The following is a 24,383-nucleotide window of genomic DNA, read 5'->3' on the forward strand; positions in this document are numbered from 1 at the left end:
TCTCGCATGGGGAAAAAGGCAAGCGCTGTGAAGGAGATAATCGCGATGACGCCAATTTTTGCGCTATTGGGCGGCTTTTACCCCGGCCTTGCTGTTAATCAACCACACCCCAAGCAGGATAAACAACGTGCCGAGCGTTTTCAGCAGGGTGGCGGATTCATTGAACCAGGGCAGGATCACCGCCGCCAGATACACCAGTGCATAGCTGACGCTCAGCAACGGATAAGCGCGGTTAAGCGGCAGATGCTGCAACGCGAAGAACCAGCACAGCATCGACAGCGCATAGCCAAAGATACCGCCGCACACTGCCAGCAACGGCAGACAGTATTGCATCAGCAGCACCGGCGTCACGTCGGCGAACGACATCAACGGGATCTGCGCCATGCCCCACTTCATCAGCAGTTGCGCCAGCGTAACCAGCAGTACGCTGGCGGCGCCCCAGGCGTAGCCCCTCATGGTTGCACACTCATCAGCAGGATCCCCAGCATAATGGACGCTACGCCGCACCAGTGCCGCAACGTGGTCGGTTCCTGAAACAGCCAGCGGGCAGCCAGCGTGACCAGCACGAAATTCAGGCTGAGCATCGGGTATGCCAGGCTGAGCGGCAAACGTTGCAACACGTTGAGCCACACCGCCATGCCGGCCCCCAGCAGCAACACCGCCAGCGCCAGCCAGCGCAGCGTCGGCCCCCGTCTGACGTCCGGCGGCAATTGCCAACACTGGGCGGCCTGTTTCTGGCACAGCTGCCCACCGCAGGTGAGCAGACTGACCGCAACGACTAACAGGTAACCGATCATCATGGTTGCTGTCGGTACCAAACCAGCGCCAGACGGTTCATCTCAACAATCTTGTTTGCAGCCGGCAAGTTTTTCGGCACGTGATCCCCTCTCGACAATTGCAATACCAGCGAGACATCGCCCTGTTTGCGCGCCTGTGCCAACCACTGCGGGAAATCTTCGTCGCTGATGAAATGGCTGCGGGCATCCGGATAGTCCAGACCATAACCCACTTCGCCCTTCTCGCTGAACATCAGCACGTCACTGCGCTTCAGTTCCCAGGCCAGGCCGGCGGCTACACCTACGCTGTCGGTCAGCACGTAACGGCTGTCGCTCAACGCAGTGATATTAGCGCGCATGAAACTTTGCGGCTGCTTGGAGTCGATCACCTGCTGCGGGATCGCATAGCCAATCAGCAGGCACAGCAGCAACGGACAGGCAGCCGCCCAACGCCAGTGGCGTGCATTATCACGCAACGATACCACGGCGAACACTAGCCACCCGGCAAAAGCGATAATACCGATAACTATCTTCGGCCATTCCTGGGCGCTAAACACGTGCACCTTCGGCAACAGGCCCGCGCCGATAATCAGCAACGCCAGCACGCAAATCAGCCCAAACAATCCGTTTAACAACGCATTGACTTTGAAGGTTTTGCTGTGCAACAGCGCCGCATAATCCTCGGCATAGGCGGCCATCAGCAGTGCCAGCGGTGCCATGCACGGCAGAATATAGGTAGGCAGCTTGCCCTTGGCGATGCTGAAGAAGATCAATGGCATCACGACCCAGCTAAGCAGGAAAAACAGCTCGGGGCGACTGATGCGTTCACGCCAGCCCTTGATCAGCGCCCCTGGCAGCAAGGCAGCCCACGGCAGCACCCCGGCAAACAGAATCGGAATGTAGTACCAGAACGGTGCCTTATGTTGCGCGTTGTCCTCGGCAAAGCGTTGAATATGCTCCACCCAGAAGAAGTAATTCCAGAAGTCCGGCTCCCGCTGCGCAATGGCCAGCGCCCAGGGCAGGCTAAGCAGCACCGCCACCACGATCGCCACCGGGCCGTAAATCAGAAGATCTTTAATCCGCCGCTGCTGAATGACAATCGGGATCACCGCAATCACCGGCACCGCAAGCGCCAGGAATCCTTTGGTCATAAAGCCCATGCCGCAGGCTAACCCCAGCAATACGTAGCCGCCCAACTTGCCTTTGGCCGTGGTGGCCTTCAGCGTCAGGTAGTAGCTGACCATCGCGGCGGTCAGCCACAAGGCGATCATCGGGTCCAGCACGCTGTAAGTACCGATACTGAACACCAACACCATCGACAGGAAAATCAGTACTGCCAGGCTGGCGCGGCGCGCATTGCGCCACATCAGCATCGCCAGCGCAAATACCAGCAGCGCGGTCATTCCGGTGCTGAATACCGAACCGAAACGCACCGCAAAATTGCTATCGCCAAACAGCCATTGGCTGATGTTGTTAAACCAATAACCGGCTACCGGCTTTTCAAAATAACGCAGGCCAAGCAGATTGGGCACCACCCAATCACCGCGCTGCAGCATCTCGCGGCTGATCTCGGCATAACGGGTTTCATCTGGTTGCCACAACAGGCGGCCATTCAGGGGAATCAGGTAAACCAGAGCAAAAAAAATGGCCAGCAAAATGGCCCATGATCCTTTTAGCGCCTTCATGAATCGTCCTTCACATCGGTTTGACAACCCAGCCAACCTTCGCGGCCGGGAAAAGGAGCGCGCTTGATGCGGCCCAATGGCAATGACGCCAAATCGTGCGGCAGCAGGTCGCTTAACGGACAGAATGCTATGCCCTGCCGTTGCGCGCGCTGCAGTAACTGTTCGAACATCGCCGCCTGCGACATCCCTTCCACTTCGGTATGTATGGTGTACACCGGCACGCCGCGATCGTTTTCAATGGCTTGCAAAATGTAATCGTTGAAGTCGGCCATACTGACTTCACTGCCAATCACTTCATCAAAGGTGGGTAGCGTTACCGGGATCTGAACGGTGCCCATGCGACCATCGCTCAACAGCGGACGGAATGGATGGGTGCCCCGGCAGTCGCTGTTGTAGTGAAAACCGAAACGCTGCTTCACCTCCAGCACCCGCGTGTCCGCACGCCAGCCGGCGACCGCCGAGCATCTTACCGGCTGACCAATGCTGGCGGTTAGTGCATCCACGCCCCGTTGAACCTGTTGCGTCAGTTGTGCCTCGGACCAGCGGCCGACGTTCGCCTGCCAGCCCTGATGATCCCAGGCGTGCAGCCCCACCTCATGCCCAGCCTCGGCGGTGCGCTTCATCAACGGCCCCAGCGCGCGGGCAATATTGCGCCCCGGCCAGGCGGTACCGGCCAGCAGGATATCCCAGCCGTACAGGGACGCAGCGTTCGAACGCAACATTTTCCACAGGAATTTCGGACGTAAAAGGCGCCACAGATGGCGCCCCATATTGTCCGGCCCTACGCTGAAGAAGAAACTGGCCTGAATACCGTACTTGTCGAACAGTTCCAGCAACTGCGGCACCCCTTCCCGGGTGCCGCTGAAGGTATCTACATCAACTCGCAGACCGACTTTCTTCATTCACCTTTACCTTCCTGAACGGTGGTGCGCAGGAAGTAATCCAACGTGTCTGCAACGGTCTGCTGCATCGCGATGGTCGGCTGCCAACCCAGCAAGCGGCGGGCATTCTTGATGCTCGGCGTACGGTGCTCAACGTCCTGATACCCTTTACCGTAATAGCTGCTGCTTTCTACATCCTTGAAACCGGCAAACGGCGGGAAACTGTCGCGCAATGGGTGATTGTTGAAACTCTCGAGCAGCATTTCCGCCAGTTCACGGATGCTGGCTTCGTTGGTCGGATTACCGATATTGACGATCTGGCCGTCACACAAACCGTCGCGGTTTTCGATAATGCGGAACAGCGCTTCGATACCGTCGTTGATGTCGGTAAAGCAGCGTTTTTGCGCCCCGCCGTCCATCAGTTTGATCGGCGAACCTTCCACCAGGTTGAGAATCAATTGGGTGATAGCGCGTGATGAACCGATACGCGCCGCATCCAGATTATCCAGACGCGGCCCCATCCAGTTAAACGGCCGGAACAGCGTGAACTTCAATCCTTCTTTGGCGCCGTACGCCCAAATCACCCGATCCAGCAACTGCTTGGACACCGAGTAAATCCAGCGCTGTTTGTTGATTGGCCCGACGATCAGACGCGAGTGGTCTTCATCAAATTCTTTATCGTCGCACATGCCATACACCTCGGAGGTGGACGGGAAGATAATGCGCTTATTGTATTTCACGCAGTCGCGGACGATTTTCAGGTTTTCTTCGAAATCCAGCTCGAATACGCGCAGTGGGTTGCGGGTGTATTCGATAGGCGTCGCAATGGCCACCAGCGGCAGCACCACGTCGCATTTCTTGATGTGATACTCGATCCACTCCGAGTGGATGCTGATATCCCCTTCCACAAAGTGGAAGCGCGGGTTATCCAGGAAGCGGCTGATGGCATCCGAACCGATATCCAGACCGTAAATGTCGTAACGGTCGTCACGCAGCAGGCGTTCTGTCAGGTGGTTACCGATAAAACCGTTGACGCCCAGGATCAACACGCGGGTTCTGCGTTTCATGACCGCATTGGCCTTCGCGGCCAGGCGCACATCGGTCACGATACCCATTTCCTGCGCCAGACGGCTGCCCTGCACGTACAGGCCGGCCTCGTTTTGCCCGGCAACGATTTCCAGTGCGCCTTCACCACAAGCGATGACCAGCGGTGAGGTGCTGAGCACGGTGCCCGGTTGTTTATCATGCTGGGCATCCAGCACGCGGGCGCGCCAGACGATCATTTTACGCTGGCCGAGGTAGCTGAATGCGCCTGGGTAAGGCTCGGTGACCGCACGGATCAGATTGTTGATTTCCTGTGCGGATTTATGCCACAAGATTTCTCCGTCTGCGGCAGTGCGGCGGCCAAAATAGCTGGCGGCGGCTTCATTTTGCGCAGTGAATGAGGCGGTGCCGTTTTTCAGTTTAGGCAGTTCGTCTTTCAGCAGCGCCTGCGCCGCTTCCAGCACTTTTTTGTGCAACGTCAGCGCCGTATCCTCAGCGGTGATCGCCACTTTACGCTGACCAACAATATCCCCGGCGTCCGGGCGTTTGACCATTTTGTGCAGCGTGGCGCCGGTTTCGGTTTCACCATTGACCAACGCCCAGTTCACCGGCGCGCGGCCACGGTAGCGCGGCAGCAACGAACCGTGCAGGTTGAAACCGCCCAGCGGCGCCAACGACAGGATCTCATCGCTCAGCAGGTTGCGATAATAGAATGAGAAAATAACGTCCGGCTGCAACTGACGAATACGTTCGATCCACAACGGGTGGTTAACGTCTTCCGGCGCATAGACCGGCAACTCCAATTCAGCGCCCAAACGTGCTACGGAGGAGAAGAAGTTGTTCTCACCAGGATCGTCGGTATGCGTGAATACCGCCTGAACGTCATAGCCTGCCTCAGTCAGCGCTTTCAAACCCGCGCAGCCAATATCATGGTAAGCAAATACAATAGCTTTCATCATTCTTCTTCCTGAGTATTGTGAACCGGCTTTTCGCCGACCACTTTCTGAACAAAATAACGAGGACGAGCGCGTACGTCGGTATAGATGCGACCGATGTACTCTCCCAACAGGCCCATGCCGACAAATTGAGCGCCGATAAAGGTAAACAGCACCGCAAACAGGGTGAACACCCCGCCGCCCGACCATTCAGGCCCCATAATCAAACGCAGGGCGATCAACACCACCGCCAGCACAAAACCTGAGAGCGCCACTACGCTGCCTACGACGCTGAGCATACGCAGCGGCGTCGTCGTCAGGCAGGTAAGCAAGTCGTACATCAGGTTAATCAGCTTCATCAGGCTGTATTTGGAGTCGCCAAACTCGCGCTCGGCGTGCAGTACGTCGATTTCTGTGGTGCGCCGCGCGAAGGTGTTCGCCAGGATCGGGATAAAGGTGCTGCGTTCGTGGCAGTTCAACATGGCTTCGATAATATGGCGGCGGTAGGCGCGCAGCATGCAGCCGTAATCGCCCATCGATTTACCGGTGGCGCGTTGGATCATCATATTGATAATGCGTGAGGCGCTTTTGCGGAACCAGGAGTCCTGACGGTTGGCGCGCACGGTGCCCACTACGTCATAACCCTCTTCCGCTACCCGTACCAGACGCGGGATCTCTTCCGGCGGGTTTTGCAAATCGGCGTCCAGCGTGATCACCAGATCGCCGCTCACCTGATTGAAACCGGCCATAATCGCCGAGTGTTGACCGTAATTACGGTTCAGCAAAACGGCAATCACGCAACTGCCCGGTTGTTCTGCCGCAGCGGTCAGCATATCGGCAGAGTTGTCGCTGCTGCCGTCATCGACCAGAATAATTTCATAAGGCTGAGTCAGTTGCTTACAGGCGGCGGTAGTACGCTCAAGCAAGGCGGGCAAACTTTCCTGCTCGTTGTATACCGGTATCACCACCGAAACTTTTTTTATCGGTTCAACGCGAGACACGTAATGACTCCACAACAGAAGATAAGGCGTTGACCACGCGATCGACATCGTCGTCGGTCATATCAGGGAATAACGGTAAGGTGCACAGACGCGCCGAGTTCCATTCGGTGTTCGGCAGCGCCAGCTGCGGATAACGTTCGCGGTAAAATTTCTGGGTATGGGCCGCGCGGAAATGCAGGCCGGTGCCGATGCCCAACGCCTTCAGGCGCTCCATCAGTTGGTCGCGGTCGATACCGCAACGCTCGGCATCAACACGCACCATAAACAGATGCCAGGCGTGGTCATGCGGGTAATCTGGCAACCCCAACGGCTGGAAAGGCGAGCCTTCCAGCGCGGCCAAATAACGCTGGGCCAGCGCTTTGCGGCGGGCGTTCAGCTGCGGCAGACGGGCTAACTGCACGACGGCGATAGCCGCGTGAATATCCGAAAGGTTGTATTTGTAGCCCGGTTCCACCACCTCGGCCTGCGGCTTGCGGCCCAATTGCTGGCGATCGAAGGCGTCAACCGCCAAGCCGTGGAACTTCAGGCAACGCACGCGATCCGCCAACGCATCGTCGTCGGTGGTAATCAGGCCACCCTCGGCGCAGGTCAGGTTTTTAATCGCATGGAAGGAAAAAATTGCCGTGCCGCGCGCGCCGACCCACTCGCCGTTGTAACGGGCACCCACCGCATGGGCGGCATCTTCAATCAGGGGGAGATTGTGGCGTTTTGCCACATCGCGCAAGGTATCCATCTGCAACGGTGCACCGGCATAATGCACCGGGACAATGGCTTTGGTTTTGGCCGTAATGGCGGCTTCGACACCGGCGGCGCTGACCATCAGCGTATCGCGGTCAACGTCAATCATCACCGGCGTCGCACCAAGTAATTCAATCATGTTGAGGGTGGAAACCCAGGTTTGCGAAGGTGTGATAACTTCATCGCCCGGCCCAATGCCCAGCGCCATCAGGGTGATGTGCATACCCGCAGTGGCGGAACAAACGGCGATGGCGTGTTTGCATCCGAAGGTAGAGCAGAATTCGCTTTCCAATTGCTGATTCTGCGGCCCGGTGGTGATCCAGCCGGAACGCAATACCTTTTCTACCGCTGCGATTTCTTCATCGCCAATGGCCGGGCGAGAAAAAGGTAAAAATTCATCCATAGTTAACCCCAAACTCATCAAATTTCTTTAATGACACTGTAGATCTCTTTTATTTAACGAATATTAAACGCCAGAGAGAATCGTTGCTGGTGGATTAACTGCCAATGTACGGCCGCAAGCTTAACTAAACCTTAAGGCAAGATTAATTAACTGCCGGCTATCAGGATTGAGAGAGCCCTCATCAAAGAAATAAATAATCCATTAAAATCAATATTTTATAGTTATAAATAATTACTTACTTATTTTATTTGAACTAAATCAGCGTAGCACGTCAACGACGGTTTTCAAGGCGGGAGAGTTAATTTAAAGGGGAAAAAGAAATAACGGCCGAAGGTTAGCCGTCTATTTATATCGGGTCCGTTTAATTTACGTTTAAGCCGATTTTCTCGCTACGCGGTCTTGGTCATGATCCAACGCTGATCGCCGACCGCCTGCAGATGAAAATCCACATCATAAATTTGTGAAAGCAATACCGGCTCCATCACTTCTCGCGTAACCCCCTGCGCGACCAGCCGACCGGCGTGCAACAGCCAAACCCGATCGGCCTGCTGCAAGGTGTGATTGAGATCGTGGGCGCAAACCAAAGCACTGCGTCCGCTCTGACAAAACTCGCGAAGCAGACGATCCAGAGCGACCTTCTGCGCCACATCCAGACTATTGGTCGGCTCATCCAGCAGCAGCAGTTGACTGTAGGGATTAACCGTCGGCCACACCTGCAGCAGCACCGACGCCAGCCGCACCCGCTGCCATTCCCCCCCGGATAGCTGAGTCAGCATCCGCGGCAACTTGTCCATCAGTTTTAAACGTTGGCAAAGATAGAGGATGGCGCTCTCCACAGCCGCTTCAGTGGCGCCCCCCGGCTGGTGCAGCGCCAAATATTGAAATACCGGCATCAACGCGACAGGGGGCTGTTGCTGGCTTAAATAAGCGCGGCGCAGCGCCAGCTCATTCCCCTGATAACCGGCCAACGGTTGCCCCGACAGCAGAATTTCGCCCCTGCCGGGCAGCATGCCCGCCAACCGTGCCAGCAGCGTACTTTTACCGGCGCCATTCGGGCCGATAAGGTGATACTGCAACCCGGCATCAACCTGAGCTGAAAATGGGGCCAAACGCCCTTCTACCCCAACATCACTGAGTTGCAGCATGATCAGATTACCGCTCCTTGTTATTCGGCGAGGGCCTGTTTCACGGCGGCTACCAGCGCCGGATCTTCCGGCGTCGTGTCCGGTGAGAAACGCTGAATCACTTGGCCATCGCGCCCAATCAGGAACTTCTCAAAGTTCCACAGGATATCGCCGGTTTTTTTCGGTGCACGCCCTTTGCTGCTCATACGCGCCAGGAATTCGCTACCCTCTGGCGCACTGGCCTGCGGTTTTGCGGCAATCAGCGCCTGATACAGCGGATGGCGATCGTCGCTGTTCACTTCAATCTTGGCAAACATCGGGAACTGTACGCCGAAGGTTCCGCGGCAAAACGCCAGGATCTCTTCATTGCTGCCGGGCTCTTGCCCCAGGAACTCATTGGACGGGAAGCCCAGCACCTCAAAACCCTGCGCCCGATAGGTTTCGTACAACGCTTCCAGCCCTTCATATTGCTTGGTCAAGCCACATTCCGACGCCACGTTAACCACCAGCAGCGCTTTGCCTTCATATTCGCCCAGGGTGGTGGATTGATTTTCGATAGTGTTTACCGGAATGTCATAAATAGGTTGAGACATAGCTTTATCCTCTTGTTTTGCTTGCAGGTGAACAGAGAAACTACCTTACGCTTTTTACCCGGGTCAGTAACCAGATAAATAACGGTGCGCCGAGGGTGGCGGTCACCACCCCAATGGGCAATTCTGCCGACAACAGGGTGATACGCGCCACCACATCAGCGGCCAGCAACACGCCGCCACCGGCCAGCGCGCACCCGGGCAGCAGATAGCGCTGGTTGGTCAAGCCGCTGAGGCGCAGCATATGCGGGATCACCAGGCCGACAAAGCCAATCACCCCGGCCAGCGCCACGCTGACGCCCACCAGCCAGCCAATCGCCAACACCAGCAGGTTGCGCCACAGGTGCAGGGAAAGCCCAAGCTGACGCGCCTGAATCTCCCCCAGGGCCATAAAGTTCAGCGCCTTGCCTTGGCAACACAGCCAAAGCAGTACCGGCAACAGGGCCAGCACCAACCACTTTTGCCGCCAGTCAACGCCGCCAAACCCGCCCATCATCCAATACATCAGTTGGCGCAGATCCAGGCTGGAACTGAAGTACACCGCCCAGGTCATCACCGCGCTGCAAACGATGCCCAGCGCAACCCCCACCAACAGCAAACGCGCATTGGTCAAGCGTCGGCGGCGGGCAAAGCTCAGCAGCAGAAAAGTCATGATTAGCGCACCGAGGATAGCGCTCAGGCTCATCAACGCCACCGGCAGCAAACCGTTACCCAGCAACACCGTCAGCACCAACGCCACGCCGGCACCGTTCGCGACACCGAGCAGGCCAGGCTCGGCCAAGGGGTTTTCGAATAGCGCCTGCATCACCGCCCCGGCCACCGCCAGGCTGGCGCCTACCAGCATCACTGCCATCGCGCGCGGCAACCGCAATTGCCAGACAAACAGCTGCGCGGGTTCGCTCAACCACTGTGAGGGCCAGAGCCAAACGTCACCGGCGCTGAGGCTGAAAACAAAAGCCACCGCAACGCCCAGCGTCAACAACCACAAATGGCGTTTGTCGCGAGTACGTTGATTTTGGAGCAATAAAGAAAAGGTCTGGCTGGTCGGCATAGGCGCGCGATTCCCTGCAGGCCGTATTTGCGGCCGAATAATTGACGTCTGGGTCAAATATTAGGGGGTTAGCGCCTGAAGGGGAAGCATTGCATAAGCACAATGGCAGGAAAACGGCGGCTGCCCCTGCCCGTCACCCGCAGGTGATGGCAAAAGCAGCCGCTGTAGCATCCATTAAGGGCGCTGGCCATTGCCATTCGGTGGATAGGGTTGACCATTGCCGTGGCCGTTACCACGGCCATTATCATTGCCACGTTCCTGGTCGTTACCGCGACCATGGTCATTGCCACGGCCGCCGTTGTCATGACGGTTACCGTTATCATGATTATCGCGCTCGCCACGGAATGGGTTGCCGTCGCGAGCCGGGCCTGGGTGTTCATAGCCGCGCGGTGGCTTCGGTTGCCAACGGCCCCCGTCCCAGTACATGCCACGGTTATTCCGTTCCCCCATGCCACGGCCCTGATGAGCATGCCACCACTGCGGCGGACGCCAGTCGTAGCCATCCCAATAGTAGCCACGCCGGTCCCGATCGCCCAGATGTACCGAGACGCCCGGCACGTTGATATCTATAGAGACATCCGCCTGCGCAGCCACAGGCAGCAGCAAGGGCAAACAAACCAGCAACAGGATCTTTTTCATTTCATGCTCTCACTTTATTTTTCTCGCTGGAGTGGTTATATCAGCGCATTTATTTAGCGCCTATCTCACCAATGCCTATTTTCAGATCGTTTTCATCTCCCTTACGCAATCCATACACTCCCCCATGAAATTTAATTAATATAATTACTGACAACGCTTAACGAATAACTGACGTACGTATCGTCACAGGGTTATTTATAATTAACCCAACAACCACCGGAGAAAGATTATTATGATTAAACGCATTGGATGGCTATTGGCCGTGGCCGTGCTGTCTTCAGCGCTCAGCGCTTGTTGTTTCGGCCCACACGGAGGCGGCCATCGTGGAGGTGGTGGTCCGGGTCACTACTACAACCATTATTAACCATCAGGGGCTCCTGGCCCCTTTCTTTTTCACAAGGCAATTCATAAAAATTTCAATAAGAGTAATCCGCATAAAAATATTTTATTTTCAGAAAATGGAACGATAAGCGTAATATCATCAACAACAATTTCTTATAGCGATGTAATTTAAGAATACACCGAATTTAACGCAGAAAAAGAAAAAGGCCGCAAAAGCGGCCTTTTTGGTTTCACGCAACTTACTCTTTCGGGCTGGCGTTCTCTACCCGACTTTTCAGCTTTTGCCCCGGACGGAAAGTGACCACGCGGCGCGCCGTAATCGGAATGTCCTCGCCGGTTTTCGGGTTACGCCCAGGACGTTGGTTCTTGTCACGCAAATCAAAATTGCCAAAACCTGACAGTTTAACCTGCTCACCGTTCTCAAGAGCACGACGCACCTCTTCGAAAAACAGTTCTACCAGGTCTTTGGCATCCCGTTTGCTAAGCCCAAGCTTTTCAAACAGGTGTTCTGACATTTCAGCTTTAGTAAGCGCCATAGGTTCAATCCCTCAAGGATGCTTGGAATCGCTGTTTTAGAGCCTCTACGCATTTTGCAACGGTAGCGGCTATCTCCTCTTCTTCCAGTGTACGAGCGGTATCCTGCAATACCAGACTGATAGCCAGGCTCTTATCACCCTCTGCCACGCCCTTGCCACGGTACACATCAAACAAGTTTACGCCAACTACCTGATTTGCGCCAACTTTCTTACACTCTGCCAAAATATCTTCTGCGGCGACGTTTTCAGCCACCACAACGGCGATATCGCGACGGTTTGCCGGGAAGCGAGAAATCTCCCGCGCCTGAGGCACGGCGCGGCTTGCGACCTTGTCCCACTCCAGTTCGAACACCACTGTGCGGCCGTTAAGATCCAGTTTACGCTCAAGTTCCGGATGAACCACACCGATGAAACCTACGCGTTCGCCCTGTAAATAAATCGCCGCGCTTTGCCCCGGATGCAGTGCCGGATTGGCCTCTGCCTTGAACTGAATTTCGGATAATTTACCGGTCAGTTCGAGTACCGACTCCAGATCGCCTTTTAAATCATAGAAGTCGACCGGCTTACGCGCCAGATCCCAGTGTTCTTCGTGCGTATGGCCCGCAATCACCCCTGCCAGCATGACATCCTGACGGATACCCAGATTTGCCGCAGTATCAGGTACAAAGCGCAATCCGCTTTCAAACAGGCGCAGCCGGCTTTGCTGACGATTCTGGTTATACACCACCGCAGACAGCAGGCCAGTCCACAACGACAGGCGCATCGCCGACATCTCTACCGAGATTGGGCTTGGCAAGATCAATGCTTCTTCGCCCGGGTGCAGCAAGGCCTGCACTTTAGGATCAACGAAACTGTAGGTGATCGCTTCCTGGAAGCCATGATCGACCAACATGGTTTTCACGCGTTTCAGCGTCAGATCGGCTTCGCGATGCTTGGTCATGACCAGATCGGCACGTACCGGCACGTCGGGAATATTGTTGTAGCCATAAACGCGTGCGACTTCTTCCACCAGATCTTCTTCGATTTCCATATCGAAACGCCAGCTAGGCGCCACCGCCAGCCAGTTATCACCCTGTTCGGTCACCTGGCAACCCAGACGACGCAGAATATCGCTCACCTGCTCGCTTGGTACTACGTGGCCAATCAAACGATCCAGTTTTTCACGGCGCAATGTAATAGTGGCGCGCTTCGGCAGTTCGCTTTCGGTGGTAACATCGATAACCGGGCCGGCCTGACCGCCGCAGATATCAATCAGCAGACGGGTAGCGCGCTCCATCGCTTTGTACTGCAGCGCGGGGTCGACGCCACGCTCATAGCGATGCGAAGCATCGGTGTGCAGGCCCTGACGACGTGCGCGGCCGGTAATCGACAGCGGGCTGAAGAAGGCACACTCCAGCAGCACGTCCTGGGTCTCGTCGTTCACCCCTGAGTGTTCGCCACCAAAGATGCCACCCATCGCCAGCGCTTTCTGGTGATCGGCAATCACCAGGGTGTCGGCATTCAATTTGGCTTCGTTGCCGTCCAGCAACGTCAGAGTTTCCCCTTCCCGGGCCATACGCACTACGATGCCACCTTCGATGCGGCTCAGGTCGAAAGCGTGCATTGGCTGGCCAAGCTCCAGCAGCACGTAGTTGGTGACGTCAACCACCGCGTCAATGGAGCGGATGCCGCAGCGACGCAGTTTCTCACGCATCCACAGCGGACTGGGGGCTTTAACGTTGATGCCTTTGACTACGCGGCCAAGGTATCGCGGGCACGCCTGCGGCGCATCAACGCGGATCGGCAGCGTATCGTTGATGGTGGCGGCGACCGGGCTCATGTCCGGTTCGGTGAGTGCCACCTGATTCAGCACGCCAACATCCCGCGCTACGCCGATGATGCCCAAACAGTCGGCGCGGTTAGGCGTCACGCTGATTTCGATCGTGTTGTCGTTCAGCTTCAGGTATTCACGGATGTCGGTGCCGATGGGCGCATCTTCCGGCAGTTCGATAATGCCGTCGTGATCGTCAGAAATCCCCAGTTCGGAGAACGAACAGAGCATGCCTTCAGAAGGCTCGCCGCGTAATTTGGCGGCTTTGATTTTGAAATCGCCAGGCAACACCGCGCCCACGGTGGCAACCGCCACCTTCAGGCCAGTACGGCAGTTTGGCGCGCCGCAGACGATATCCAGCAGGCGATCGCCGCCCACATTGACCTTGGTCACGCGCAATTTGTCCGCATTCGGATGCTGACCGCACTCAACGACATGACCAACCACCACACCGTTGAAAACGCCGGCTACCGGCTCCACGCCGTCCACTTCCAGACCGGCCATGGTGATTTGATCGGATAATGCTTCGCTGCTGATGGCCGGGTTTACCCACTCGCGCAACCAGAGTTCACTGAATTTCATGTGATATTCCCGCCTTACTTAAACTGTTTGAGGAAACGCAGATCGTTTTCGAAGAACGCGCGCAGGTCGGTAACGCCATAACGCAACATCGTCAGACGCTCCATACCCATGCCGAAAGCGAAACCGGAATAGATTTCCGGATCGATGCCCACGTTACGCAGAACGTTCGGGTGCACCATGCCGCAGCCCAAAACCTCCAGCCACTTGCCGTTTTTACCCATAACGTCCACTTCTGCGGACGGTTCGGTAAACGGGAAGTAAGACGGACGGAAACGAACCTGCAAATCCTCTTCAAAGAAGTTATTCAGGAAATCGTGCAGCGTGCCTTTCAGATTGGTGAAACTGATATCTTTATCGACAATCAGGCCTTCCATCTGATGGAACATCGGGGTGTGCGTTTGGTCGTAATCGTTACGGTAAACGCGACCCGGCGCAATAATGCGAATTGGCGGTTGCTGGTTCTTCATGGTACGGATCTGAACGCCGGAAGTCTGGGTACGCAGCAGGCGTGTGGCATCGAACCAGAAAGTATCGTGATCGGCGCGCGCCGGGTGGTGTCCGGGAATGTTCAGCGCGTCGAAGTTATGATAATCGTCTTCAATTTCCGGGCCGGTCTCAACGGAGAAGCCCAGTTCGCCAAAGAAGGCTTCGATACGATCGATGGTGCGGGTCACCGGATGCAGCCCGCCGTTTTCCATACGACGGCCCGGCAGAGAAACGTCAATAGTTTCTGCTGCCAGACGCTCGTTCAGTGCCGCGGATTCCAGCGTATTTTTACGCGCGTTCAGCGCATCCTGCACCGCCTGTTTTGCCTGGTTGATCACCGCCCCGGCCGCCGGGCGTTCTTCCGCCGGCACGTCACGCAGCGATTGCATCTGCAAGGTAAAATGGCCTTTCTTGCCTAAATATTCGACGCGTACCAAATCCAACGCGGCAACATCCTGGGCATCTTCTACGGCTGCTTTGGCATTGGCAACCAGCTCTGCGAGATGTGGCATTGCTTTCCTCTTCCTCTGGCCGGTATGGCCCTAAGTAATGACTGATAATTTATGTTATCTGGCCTGACTCATACCCACAGAATTTCAAGCTACAGCCAGGCGGCAAGTGGGTGAGTCCCCGGGAGCTTAGATAACTAAGTGACCGGGGTGAACACACGTGGCCAACGCCGCTGTAGTTTGAAAGGCAAAGGGTATGGCTGAAAACAAAAAAGCCTCCACAGGGGAGGCTTAGGCGCTACTTTTCGTTTCTTTTCTTACGCGCAAAGCCTCCTGAGATCAGGCGCTAAAGTAAAAAAAGAAACGAAAAATAGCAGCGTACATAATTGATTGCTTAACCTTGTCGATAGACTGTCCACCAGTGATATAGCGACGGTCAATAAAAGTCAATATTTGTGCTGAAAAACAAAGATTAAAAGAGGGAGCAAGCTCCCTCTTCTACTGACTTACGCCAGTGCTGCTTTCGCTTTCTCAACCAGTGCGCCGAAGGCCACTTTGTCGAAGACTGCGATATCAGCCAGGATCTTACGGTCAATTTCAATAGAGGCTTTTTTCAGGCCGTTAATGAATTTGCTGTAAGACAGGCCGTTCACACGAGCTGCTGCGTTGATACGTGCAATCCACAGCTGACGGAACTGACGCTTACGTTGACGACGGTCACGGTAAGCATACTGACCTGCTTTGATTACTGCCTGGAAGGCAACACGATAAACGCGCGAACGGGCACCGTAGTAACCTTTCGCTTGTTTTAAAATTTTCTTGTGACGTGCGCGTGCAATTACACCACGTTTTACGCGAGCCATATGCTCTCTCCTAAAGTCTTATTCTGGATTCAAAAAAAATGGCTTATGCGTACGGAAGGCACGCAACAACCAGGACCATATCGTTTTTAGACACCATGCCTTTCGGACGCAGGTGACGTTTACGCTTGGTTGCTTTTTTGGTCAGAATATGACGCAGGTTAGCATGCTTGCGCTTAAAACCACCGCTACCGGTTTTTTTGAAGCGCTTGGCTGCACCACGTACAGTTTTAATCTTTGGCATTTTAATTAAATCCACTTCGCATTGTTAAACAACGATCAGTAAGGCGAATAAAACCCACACAACGCAAGCGTTGCGCGGGTTCGATTACTTGGAAGCCTTTACTGTCTCTTTTTCGGTGCGAGCACCATGATCATCTGACGACCTTCGATCCGCGTAGGGAAGGATTCGACAATGGCCAAATCAGAATCTTCACACAGGTCTTTACGGACGCGGTTAAGCACTTCCATACCGATCTGTTGGTGCGCCATTTCACGCCCACGGAAACGCAGGGTGATTTTGGCTTTATCGCCATCTTCCAGAAAGCGAATCAGGTTGCGTAGTTTGACCTGATAGTCGCCATCATCGGTACCAGGACGGAATTTGATTTCCTTGACCTGAATGACTTTTTGCTTCTTCTTCTGTTCTTTGGTCGACTTGCTCTTCTCGTAGAGGAATTTGCCGTAATCCATGATTCGGCAAACTGGCGGTTCGGCATTTGGGCTGATTTCTACTAAATCAACACCCGCTTCCTCAGCTTTTTCAAGAGCTTCATTCAGACTGACAATACCAATCTGCTCGCCATCGACGCCGGTTAGGCGAACTTCTTGCGCGCGAATTTCTCTGTTAATGCGATTAGGACGCGCCGGTTGAACTCGTTTTCCGCCTTTAATACTTTATTCCTCCAGTTGATGAAGACTACGGCTGCGAATCTCTTTCAGCAGCTTGTCTACGACTTCGTTTACGTCGAGGCTTCCCAGGTCTTTGCCACGGCGGGTACGAACGGCAACTTTGCCTGATTCGACCTCTTTATCACCGCACACCAACATGTAAGGAACTCGACGTAAAGTATGTTCGCGAATTTTAAAGCCAATCTTCTCATTTCTCAAGTCCGCTTTAACACGAATCCCTGCATCTTGCAGTTTTTTGGTCAATTGCTGGACATAATCAGACTGGCTGTCGGTGATATTCATCACCACCACCTGCACCGGAGCAATCCAGGTTGGGTAGAACCCAGCGTACTCTTCGGTAAGGATACCGATGAAACGCTCCATGGAGCCCAAAATAGCGCGGTGGATCATTACCGGTACCACGCGATCGTTGTTTTCGCCAACATACGACGCGCCTAAACGGCCCGGTAAGAAGAAATCGAGCTGCACGGTACCACATTGCCATGCACGATCCAAACAATCATGCAGAGTAAATTCAATTTTTGGTCCGTAGAAGGCGCCCTCACCCGGCTGATATTCAAACGGAATCCCGTTTTCTGTCAACGCGGCAGCCAAGTCATCTTCCGCGCGAGTCCACATATCGTCAGTGCCGATGCGCTTCTCAGGGCGGGTCGAGAGTTTAACCGCAATCTTTTCGAAACCAAAAGTGCCGTAAACATCATAGACCATTCTGATGCATTCGTTCACTTCGGCGCGCACCTGCTCTTCGGTACAGAAGATATGGGCGTCATCCTGAGTGAAACCACGCACGCGCATCAGGCCATGCAGAGAACCGGAAGGCTCGTTGCGGTGACAACTGCCGAACTCGCCCATACGCAGCGGCAAATCACGGTAAGACTTCAGGCCCTGGTTGAAGATCTGCACGTGTCCCGGGCAGTTCATCGGCTTGATGCAGTACTCGCGGTTTTCCGACGAGGTCGTGAACATGGCGTCTTTATAGTTTTCCCAGTGGCCGGTTTTTTCCCACAGCACACGGTCCATCATAAATGGCCCTTTCACTTCCTGATACTGGTACTCCTTCAGCTTCATGCGCACAAAGGCTTCCAGCTCGCGGAAAATCGTCCAGCCGTCGTTGTGCCAGAACACCATGCCCGGCGCTTCTTCCTGCATATGATACAGGTCGAGCTGCTTGCCGATCTTGCGGTGGTCACGCTTGGCGGCTTCTTCCAGACGTTGCAGGTAGGCATTCAGCTGTTTCTTGTCTGCCCATGCGGTACCGTAGATACGCTGCAGCATTTTGTTTTTGCTGTCGCCACGCCAGTAAGCGCCTGAAGTTTTCTGCAGTTTGAAATGATGGCAGAAACGCATGTTCGGCACGTGCGGACCGCGGCACATGTCGATATATTCTTCATGGTGATACAGGCCAGGACGGTCGTCATGGCTGATGTTCTCATCCAGAATCGCCACTTTGTAGTCTTCACCACGCGCGGCAAAGGTGTCGCGGGCTTCTTGCCAACTGACCTTTTTCTTGATGACGTCATAATCTTTGTCGGCCAACTCATGCATCCGCTTTTCCAGCAGATCCAGGTCTTCCTGCGTCAGAGTGCGGTCAATATCGACGTCATAGTAGAAACCGTTGTCGATCACCGGGCCGATGGCCATTTTGGTGTCCGGCCACAGCTGCTTGATAGCATGGCCCAACAGGTGCGCACAGGAGTGGCGCATGATTTCCAGACCTTCGGCGTCCTTGATGGTGATGATCGCCAGTTGCGCATCGGATTCGATCAGATCGCCGGCATCAACCAGTTCACCGTTTACACGGCCGGCAATACAGGCTTTGGCCAAACCAGGGCCGATATCAAGGGCAACATCCAGCGGGGAAACGGCGTGGTCGAAATGACGCTGACTTCCGTCAGGAAGAGTAATAACAGGCATTAATGATTCCTTATCTACAGTGGTGACCCACACGACAGATCACATGAAGAAATACAATATCGTTTAACTACATATTGTTATGAACGCTATTCAGCTTCACTCTGCCAAATATGTACCCTCATAAGCACACAATTTACGTTGTGCCATGGTGCGACGCCATAACGGAACAGGGAGTGTAACACTATGATTAGCGCGCCATCTACCTGAGAGTTTGTCAGGCATGCCTCCACGTGCCGGCCGACGTATTTTAAAATCTCGATGAGCGGTTTACCCACAATGCACAAGCAATAACATTGCGTAAATCAGCTATGGCGAAGCTTGCCCGCTACCGCTATTCTGTCGCCACTAACGGCTGAATTGAGACACACCCTCGCATCATGAACCGGTTATTCAAGTTACTTGTTGGCGTCTGCGTAGTCCTGGTGGCGAGTTTTGTTCTGCTTCACTTCGGCACCGATCGCCACCCGCGGGCCATTGCGGTCAACGAACCGCCGATGGAATGCGAAGATGCCCCGGACATCGCCAATGACTGCGTGAACGACGACGACACTTCTGCCAACCCTGCGCCCGAATTGACGCCACCCAATACGCAGGGCTGATCGGGCACCAATTCCGTGTCAACATTGTGAATTTTCGAATGTTCTCCCCCTCTCGCCATTGCTGGCGATCTCCCGGCAGGCTACTCTATTATTTTACGCCGCGCCGTGGCGTTAATTGAAAACAGAGGTCTGTTTCATGACGAGTATCATGCAGTTATTCCAGGCTATCGGATTGGGTCTGGTGCTGTTGTTGCCGCTGGCCAACCCGCTTACCACCGTGGCGTTGTTGCTCGGCTTGTCGGGCAATATGACGCGTGAAGAGCGCAATCAGCAGTCGTTGATGGCGTCGGTCTACGTGTTCCTCATCATGACGGTAGCGTTCTACGCCGGTCAGTTGGTCATGAACACCTTCGGCATCTCCATTCCCGGCCTGCGCATCGCCGGCGGGCTGATTGTCGCATTTATCGGTTTTCGCATGCTTTTTCCGCAGCAAAGCGCAGAAGAAGCGCCGGAGGTGGAAACCAAGTCAAACGAACTGCGCAAGAAAACCTCGGCCAACATCGCCTTTGTGCCACTGGCCATGCCAAGCACCGCCGGCCCGGGGACGATTGCCATGATCATCAGTTCGGGATCAAGCATTAAGGCCAACACGCTGGGATTTGAGCATTGGGTACTGTTGGTGGCGCCGGTGGCGATTTTTCTGTCGGTGGCGGTAATACTGTGGGGTTGCCTGAGAAGCTCCGGTGCCATTATGCGCCTGGTGGGCAAGAGCGGCATTGAGGCAATCTCACGCCTGATGGGGTTTTTGTTGGTGTGTATGGGCGTGCAGTTTATTATCAACGGCGTGCTGGAGATTATCTCCACCTACACGCCAGCGGCCTGATAAAACGGGCGCGGATCGCCGCGCCCGTCTGGCTTACTTCCCTGTCGGTGCCTGAGCACCCAAAATCCCCTTGCCTTCCGGCACTTCGGTAAAGCGGCTGAGGATCTCGCTGTAGGTTTTCGCCGGATCCAAGTCTTTGAACTGATTCGGATAGATAAACTTCGCCAGATACTCCAACCCAACAATGTTGTACGGGTGGTTGTAGAAGTTGTGGTAAATGCCGTAGAAACGCCCCTCTTTCACCGCCGAGAGTTGAGCAAAGCCCGGGCGCTGTTTCATACGGTTGAAAGCATCGTCGACCTGCTGTTGGGTAACGCCATAACCAAAAGGCACGGCAGCATTGGTTTTGCTGGCCCACTGGGAACCGGACACGATATAGGCGTCCGGTTTCATGCTGATCACTTTTTCCAGCGACACGTCGCCGGTCGCGCCGGGCAGCAGTTCGGAACCCAGGTTGCGCGCCCCCACCGCCTCGATCATCCCGCCCCAGCCGACGTGCGAATGGGTGAAGCAGCAAGACTCAAGCCCATTCAGGCCGGCTTTCGCTTCGATAAACACCAGCGGTTTTGGTTCCACCGCTTTGGTTTTATCGAGGATGTTCTGATAATGCTGCTGATAGAAATCGGTGTACTGCTTCGCTTCGCTCTCGCGGTTCAGCGTCTCCCCCAACAATTGGATACTTTTCGGGGTATTTTCTACCGGTTTCAGCATGGTATCGATAAACAACACCGGAATATTCAACGCTTTCAGCTTGTCCAGCACGCCTGTCTGGCTCAAAGAAGGTTTGGAACGTAATTGCGCCACCATCAGATCGGGATGTTTCGCTATCACGCTCTCCAGATTGATCTCGCCCTTGTCGCTGAAGCCCATATCGATAATGTTCTTCGCCTCAGGCCATTTGCTCTGCAGGATTTTCCAGGTCTCACCGTCGCTTTTCTTCAGCAGGTTGTTCCACGCCACCAGCCGGGTGAAGGGATCGGCGCGGTCCAGCAAGGCCAGCGTCAAAATATCGCGCCCGTCCTGCACCACAATGCGTTTCGGCTCTTGCTTAATCGTCACGCTTTCGCCGGCGGTGTCGGTCAGGGTCAACGGATAGGTGGTCGCCATCGCCTGAGCAGATAAAACGCAGGCGCAGGCCAATGCCAGCAGGGTGATTCGACGGTGCACGTAAAGCTCCTTAGCGTAAAAAGTTATCGGTAAATAATAATGAGAATGGCTTCTATTATCAAAGATAACGCTAAGTAGATTGCGCATTAATTGAAAATGGATGTGAATCAGGCGGGAAACATGGCGCGCCGGTCACGGCGCGCCACAGAGGTTAAACCAGGCCGTAAATCAGCGCAGAAAGCGCAATCAGTCCCATCACCAGCACGAAGATATTGCTCAGCGCACGGTAACGGCGCATCGCGGGCACCGCACGCACCGCGTACATCGGCAAAATAAACAGGATTACCGCAATCAACGGGCCGCTGATGGTTTCGATAATATGCAACGCGCTGGGGTTCCACACCGTGGCCGCCCAGGTGAGCAGGAACAACAGTACGGCGGAAAGGCGGTGCGTGATGCGCGAGCTTAACGGCTTACCGACCGCCCGCGTCAAACCGTCAATCAGGCTGGTCGCCCCTTCGGTAACGCCAAGCGAGGTGCCAAGATAAGACTTGGCCATCGCCAGCATCGCCATCACCGGGCCAAGGTAGGCAATCAGCGGATTGGAGAATTTGTTCGCCAGTGTGGTCAACACGGTGATGTTCTGATCTTTCGCCTGCTGCATGTCCGCATGCGACAGGCTTAGCACGCAGCTAAAGACAAAGAACAGCACGGTGACGCAAATCAGCACGTAACTGTAACGCATGATGCGTGCGCAGCGGCGCTCGGCCTTGTCGCCATACAGGCTTTTCTGGGTAGAGGCGAAGGACGAAATAATCGGCGCATGGCTGAAGGAAAACACCATCACCGGTACCGCCAGCCACAACGAATGCCACAAATCCGGGCTGCTGAACTGGGTGTTGGCCAGGCCGCTGACGAAGTTCGCCGTCTGCCAGGTCGGTATCAGGTACAGCGAAATCCCCATCAGGAATACCAACAGCGGGAACACCAGCATGCCCATCGCCGCGACAATCGCGTCTTTACCGCGCAACAAAATCAGATTCAGCACCACCACCACCGCCAGGCTCAACCAGATACGCGGCAACGGCGTCAGATGGAACTGATGGATCAGGAAGCTGTCCAGCGCGTTGGTAATCGAAATGCTGTATACCAGCACGATCGGGAAAAACGCCATCAGGTACAATACCATGATGATTTTTCCCGCCAGCACGCCAAAGTGCTCGACCACCACATCATGGATATTGCCGTCGCGGCTGGAGCCGGAAAGCACAAAGCGGCTCAGTGCACGATGCGGCAAATAGGTCAGAGGAAAAGCAAACAGTGCCATCAGCAACAGCACCAACGGGCCGTTCAACCCGGCATTGATGGGCAGGAACAACGTACCTGCACCGACAGCGGTGGCATAGAGACCAAACATCCACACCGTATCGGTTTTGTTCCATTTGGCCGCTCGGGTAGCGGCCTGCGTACCTGAATCGGGAGAAATCGTACTCATAGGAAAGCTCACCTTACTCTTCAGCGACAACGATTGCGCTCAATGGGATATCCTTCTCCGCGAATTTTTTAACATTAATCAAGGGATTAATGCAGTATTTCATTCTTGTGCTTGATAAAAGGACGGCAAAGGATAATTAAAAACGCTGCTTGGGTCTATCTCTTGGCGGCTGACTGCGCGCTTCATGAGCGATTTTCGGTGCGGGAATGGAGGGAGAAAGGCAAAAAAACAGGGGCCTGATGAGGCCCCTGACGGTTTACTTGTTGGCGTTCGGGTGCTCCGGTACTTCGGCGCTCCCCATCTCCTTCTCGTTGCGGATCATCGAGCGGTCTTTACGCACGCCGGCCACGTCTGAGGCATCGATGGGCTTGGCGCTGTTGCCCCAGCTGGAACGGATAAAGTTGACCACGTCCGCCACCTGTTGGTCGTTCAAGCGCCAACCAAACGGCGGCATGGTGATGTTGGACACCGCCCCTTTCACCGCCGGAGTGGTATTGCCGGTCAGCACTATGTGGATCAGCGAGGTCGCATCGTCGGTTTGCACCACCGGGTTGCCCTTCAGTGCCGGGAAGGCGCGTTTATAACCCACGCCGTCGGTACGGTGGCAAGCCGCGCAGTTATCGACGTACAACGCCGCGCCAGGCTTGCTGTCGTTGCCGCGCCACAGATCCTTGGCAACGTTGTCCTCGACGGGTGCCGCCTGCCGCTTGCCGTCTTTCGGTGGCAACGTTTTCAGGTAGCGCGAGATCGCCGTCAGGTCTTCATCGCTGAGATACTGCAGGCTGTGTTCCACCACGTCGCTCATGCCGCCGAACACGATGGATTTGTCGTTGCGGCCGGTTTTCAGGAACTCGGTCAGTTCGGCTTCGCTCCAGGTACCCAACCCGTCTTTCTGGTCGCCACGCAGGCTGGAGGCGACCCAACCGTCAATCGGCGCGTTGCTGCCGGACAGATAAGTGTCGCCGTCGTTATTGCTCAGCGATTTTTCCTGCATGGTAATGCTGCGCGGCGTGTGGCAGGCACCGCAGTGTCCCAGCCCTTCCACCAGATAGCGCCCACGCTCGATCACCGGATCGGCTTTGGCGTCAGCGACAAAATCCGCCGGCGTCGGTGCAAACATGCCGCGCCAAATGCTCAGCGGCCAGCGCATTGACAACGGCCAGGGAATGTCGGAATCCTTGTTGGCCTGTTCCACCGGCTGCACGCCATGCATGAAATAGGCATACATGGCGCGCATGTCGTCCTCTTTCACCAGCGCGAACGACGGATAAGGCATCGCCGGGTACAGGGTACTGCCATTTTTGGCTACGCCCTTGCGCACCGCGTTGTCGAAGTCCTCAAAGCTGTAATCACCGATACCGGTTTTTTTATCCGGCGAGATATTGGTGGAGTAAATGGTGCCGATCGGCGTTTCCATCGCCAAACCACCGGCGAACTCTTTACCGCTTTTACCGTTGGTGTGGCAGGCCACGCAGTCACCGGCGCGCGCCAGGTATTCGCCGCGTTTGATCAATTCGCTGCTGACCGTCGCGTCCTGCGCCCAAACGGAAAAACTCAGTGCACTGAGAACCAGTGCGGGAACAAATGCTTTCATCAATCGC

At 55.1% G+C, this 24,383-nt stretch carries 24 protein-coding genes and 1 other annotated feature; of the genes, 2 read left to right on the forward strand and 22 right to left on the reverse strand.

What is annotated here, in order from left to right; translation table 11 throughout:
* Window positions 1-63: 63 nt before the first annotated feature.
* The 19 genes from arnF to thrS form a co-directional block, all read right to left on the reverse strand.
* Window positions 64-456, reverse strand: coding sequence for a 4-amino-4-deoxy-L-arabinose-phosphoundecaprenol flippase subunit ArnF (arnF, locus tag V2S86_RS08895; protein ID WP_330762117.1), 393 nt, complete (start codon window positions 454-456; stop codon window positions 64-66).
* On the reverse strand, window positions 453-800 hold the full coding sequence (arnE, locus tag V2S86_RS08900; RefSeq protein ID WP_330763178.1) for a 4-amino-4-deoxy-L-arabinose-phosphoundecaprenol flippase subunit ArnE: 348 nt from the start codon (window positions 798-800) through the stop codon (window positions 453-455). Before arnE ends, arnF begins: the two co-directional genes overlap by 4 nt.
* Window positions 797-2,461, reverse strand: a complete 1,665-nt coding sequence (gene arnT / locus V2S86_RS08905; RefSeq protein ID WP_330762118.1) for a lipid IV(A) 4-amino-4-deoxy-L-arabinosyltransferase — start codon at window positions 2,459-2,461, stop codon at window positions 797-799. Before arnT ends, arnE begins: the two co-directional genes overlap by 4 nt.
* Window positions 2,458-3,363, reverse strand: a complete 906-nt coding sequence (gene arnD, locus V2S86_RS08910) for a 4-deoxy-4-formamido-L-arabinose-phosphoundecaprenol deformylase (protein WP_330762119.1) — start codon at window positions 3,361-3,363, stop codon at window positions 2,458-2,460. Before arnD ends, arnT begins: the two co-directional genes overlap by 4 nt.
* Window positions 3,360-5,342, reverse strand: a complete 1,983-nt coding sequence (gene arnA / locus V2S86_RS08915) for a bifunctional UDP-4-amino-4-deoxy-L-arabinose formyltransferase/UDP-glucuronic acid oxidase ArnA (RefSeq protein WP_330763179.1) — start codon at window positions 5,340-5,342, stop codon at window positions 3,360-3,362. The genes arnD and arnA overlap by 4 nt, the downstream gene beginning before the upstream one ends.
* On the reverse strand, window positions 5,342-6,322 hold the full coding sequence (gene arnC, locus V2S86_RS08920) for an undecaprenyl-phosphate 4-deoxy-4-formamido-L-arabinose transferase (RefSeq protein ID WP_330762120.1): 981 nt from the start codon (window positions 6,320-6,322) through the stop codon (window positions 5,342-5,344). The genes arnA and arnC overlap by 1 nt, the downstream gene beginning before the upstream one ends.
* The gene (gene arnB / locus V2S86_RS08925) at window positions 6,309-7,463 is read right to left on the reverse strand and encodes a UDP-4-amino-4-deoxy-L-arabinose aminotransferase (RefSeq protein WP_330762121.1); all 1,155 of its coding nucleotides are present in this window, start codon (window positions 7,461-7,463) and stop codon (window positions 6,309-6,311) included. The genes arnC and arnB overlap by 14 nt, the downstream gene beginning before the upstream one ends.
* Window positions 7,464-7,852: 389 nt before the next feature.
* A complete protein-coding gene (gene btuD, locus V2S86_RS08930) occupies window positions 7,853-8,608 on the reverse strand; it encodes a vitamin B12 ABC transporter ATP-binding protein BtuD (protein ID WP_330762122.1) in 756 nt (251 codons plus the stop codon).
* A gap of 20 nt (window positions 8,609-8,628) precedes the next feature.
* Entirely contained in the window at window positions 8,629-9,180 is a 552-nt protein-coding gene (locus V2S86_RS08935; protein WP_330762123.1) for a glutathione peroxidase, read from the reverse strand.
* Window positions 9,181-9,220: 40 nt separating this feature from the next.
* Entirely contained in the window at window positions 9,221-10,228 is a 1,008-nt protein-coding gene (btuC, locus tag V2S86_RS08940) for a vitamin B12 ABC transporter permease BtuC (RefSeq protein ID WP_330762124.1), read from the reverse strand.
* Between the two features lie 174 nt (window positions 10,229-10,402).
* Entirely contained in the window at window positions 10,403-10,867 is a 465-nt protein-coding gene (locus tag V2S86_RS08945; RefSeq protein WP_330762125.1) for a DUF2502 domain-containing protein, read from the reverse strand.
* A gap of 581 nt (window positions 10,868-11,448) precedes the next feature.
* Window positions 11,449-11,745 (reverse strand): integration host factor subunit alpha, encoded by a 297-nt coding sequence (gene ihfA, locus V2S86_RS08950; protein WP_004943604.1) that lies wholly within the window; start codon window positions 11,743-11,745, stop codon window positions 11,449-11,451.
* A gap of 4 nt (window positions 11,746-11,749) precedes the next feature.
* On the reverse strand, window positions 11,750-14,137 hold the full coding sequence (gene pheT / locus V2S86_RS08955) for a phenylalanine--tRNA ligase subunit beta (RefSeq protein WP_330762126.1): 2,388 nt from the start codon (window positions 14,135-14,137) through the stop codon (window positions 11,750-11,752).
* A 14-nt stretch (window positions 14,138-14,151) separates the two neighbouring features.
* Complete coding sequence (gene pheS, locus V2S86_RS08960) at window positions 14,152-15,135, reverse strand: phenylalanine--tRNA ligase subunit alpha (protein ID WP_004943598.1); 984 nt, start codon at window positions 15,133-15,135, stop codon at window positions 14,152-14,154.
* A gap of 202 nt (window positions 15,136-15,337) precedes the next feature.
* Window positions 15,338-15,462, reverse strand: a sequence feature (Phe leader region).
* Window positions 15,412-15,456: a pheST operon leader peptide PheM gene (gene pheM / locus V2S86_RS08965; RefSeq protein ID WP_152562850.1), complete on the reverse strand. Its 45-nt coding sequence runs from the start codon at window positions 15,454-15,456 to the stop codon at window positions 15,412-15,414. It overlaps the preceding feature by 45 nt.
* A 116-nt stretch (window positions 15,463-15,578) precedes the next feature.
* On the reverse strand, window positions 15,579-15,935 hold the full coding sequence (rplT, locus tag V2S86_RS08970; protein ID WP_004943595.1) for a 50S ribosomal protein L20: 357 nt from the start codon (window positions 15,933-15,935) through the stop codon (window positions 15,579-15,581).
* A 43-nt stretch (window positions 15,936-15,978) separates the two neighbouring features.
* Window positions 15,979-16,176: a 50S ribosomal protein L35 gene (gene rpmI / locus V2S86_RS08975; protein ID WP_004943591.1), complete on the reverse strand. Its 198-nt coding sequence runs from the start codon at window positions 16,174-16,176 to the stop codon at window positions 15,979-15,981.
* A gap of 98 nt (window positions 16,177-16,274) precedes the next feature.
* A complete protein-coding gene (infC, locus tag V2S86_RS08980) occupies window positions 16,275-16,826 on the reverse strand; it encodes a translation initiation factor IF-3 (protein ID WP_013812633.1) in 552 nt (183 codons plus the stop codon).
* 3 nt (window positions 16,827-16,829) lie between these two features.
* The gene (gene thrS, locus V2S86_RS08985) at window positions 16,830-18,758 is read right to left on the reverse strand and encodes a threonine--tRNA ligase (protein WP_330762127.1); all 1,929 of its coding nucleotides are present in this window, start codon (window positions 18,756-18,758) and stop codon (window positions 16,830-16,832) included.
* Between the two features lie 377 nt (window positions 18,759-19,135).
* On the opposite strand from thrS, the gene V2S86_RS08990 reads away from it, so the two are divergent.
* Both V2S86_RS08990 and V2S86_RS08995 read left to right on the forward strand, forming a co-directional pair.
* Window positions 19,136-19,357: a hypothetical protein gene (locus tag V2S86_RS08990; protein ID WP_330762128.1), complete on the forward strand. Its 222-nt coding sequence runs from the start codon at window positions 19,136-19,138 to the stop codon at window positions 19,355-19,357.
* Window positions 19,358-19,493: 136 nt separating this feature from the next.
* Window positions 19,494-20,180 (forward strand): MarC family NAAT transporter, encoded by a 687-nt coding sequence (locus tag V2S86_RS08995; RefSeq protein ID WP_330762129.1) that lies wholly within the window; start codon window positions 19,494-19,496, stop codon window positions 20,178-20,180.
* Between the two features lie 33 nt (window positions 20,181-20,213).
* On the opposite strand, the gene V2S86_RS09000 is transcribed toward V2S86_RS08995, so the two are convergent.
* From V2S86_RS09000 to V2S86_RS09010, 3 genes are all read right to left on the reverse strand, one after another.
* Window positions 20,214-21,347: an ABC transporter substrate-binding protein gene (locus tag V2S86_RS09000; protein WP_330762130.1), complete on the reverse strand. Its 1,134-nt coding sequence runs from the start codon at window positions 21,345-21,347 to the stop codon at window positions 20,214-20,216.
* A 151-nt stretch (window positions 21,348-21,498) separates the two neighbouring features.
* The gene (locus V2S86_RS09005) at window positions 21,499-22,782 is read right to left on the reverse strand and encodes an HAAAP family serine/threonine permease (protein ID WP_330762131.1); all 1,284 of its coding nucleotides are present in this window, start codon (window positions 22,780-22,782) and stop codon (window positions 21,499-21,501) included.
* Between the two features lie 256 nt (window positions 22,783-23,038).
* Entirely contained in the window at window positions 23,039-24,376 is a 1,338-nt protein-coding gene (locus V2S86_RS09010) for a cytochrome c (protein WP_330762132.1), read from the reverse strand.
* Between the last annotated feature and the right edge of the window lie 7 nt (window positions 24,377-24,383).

The organism is Serratia sp. C2(1) (genome assembly GCF_036352655.1).
Classification (GTDB): Bacteria; Pseudomonadota; Gammaproteobacteria; order Enterobacterales; family Enterobacteriaceae; genus Serratia; species Serratia inhibens.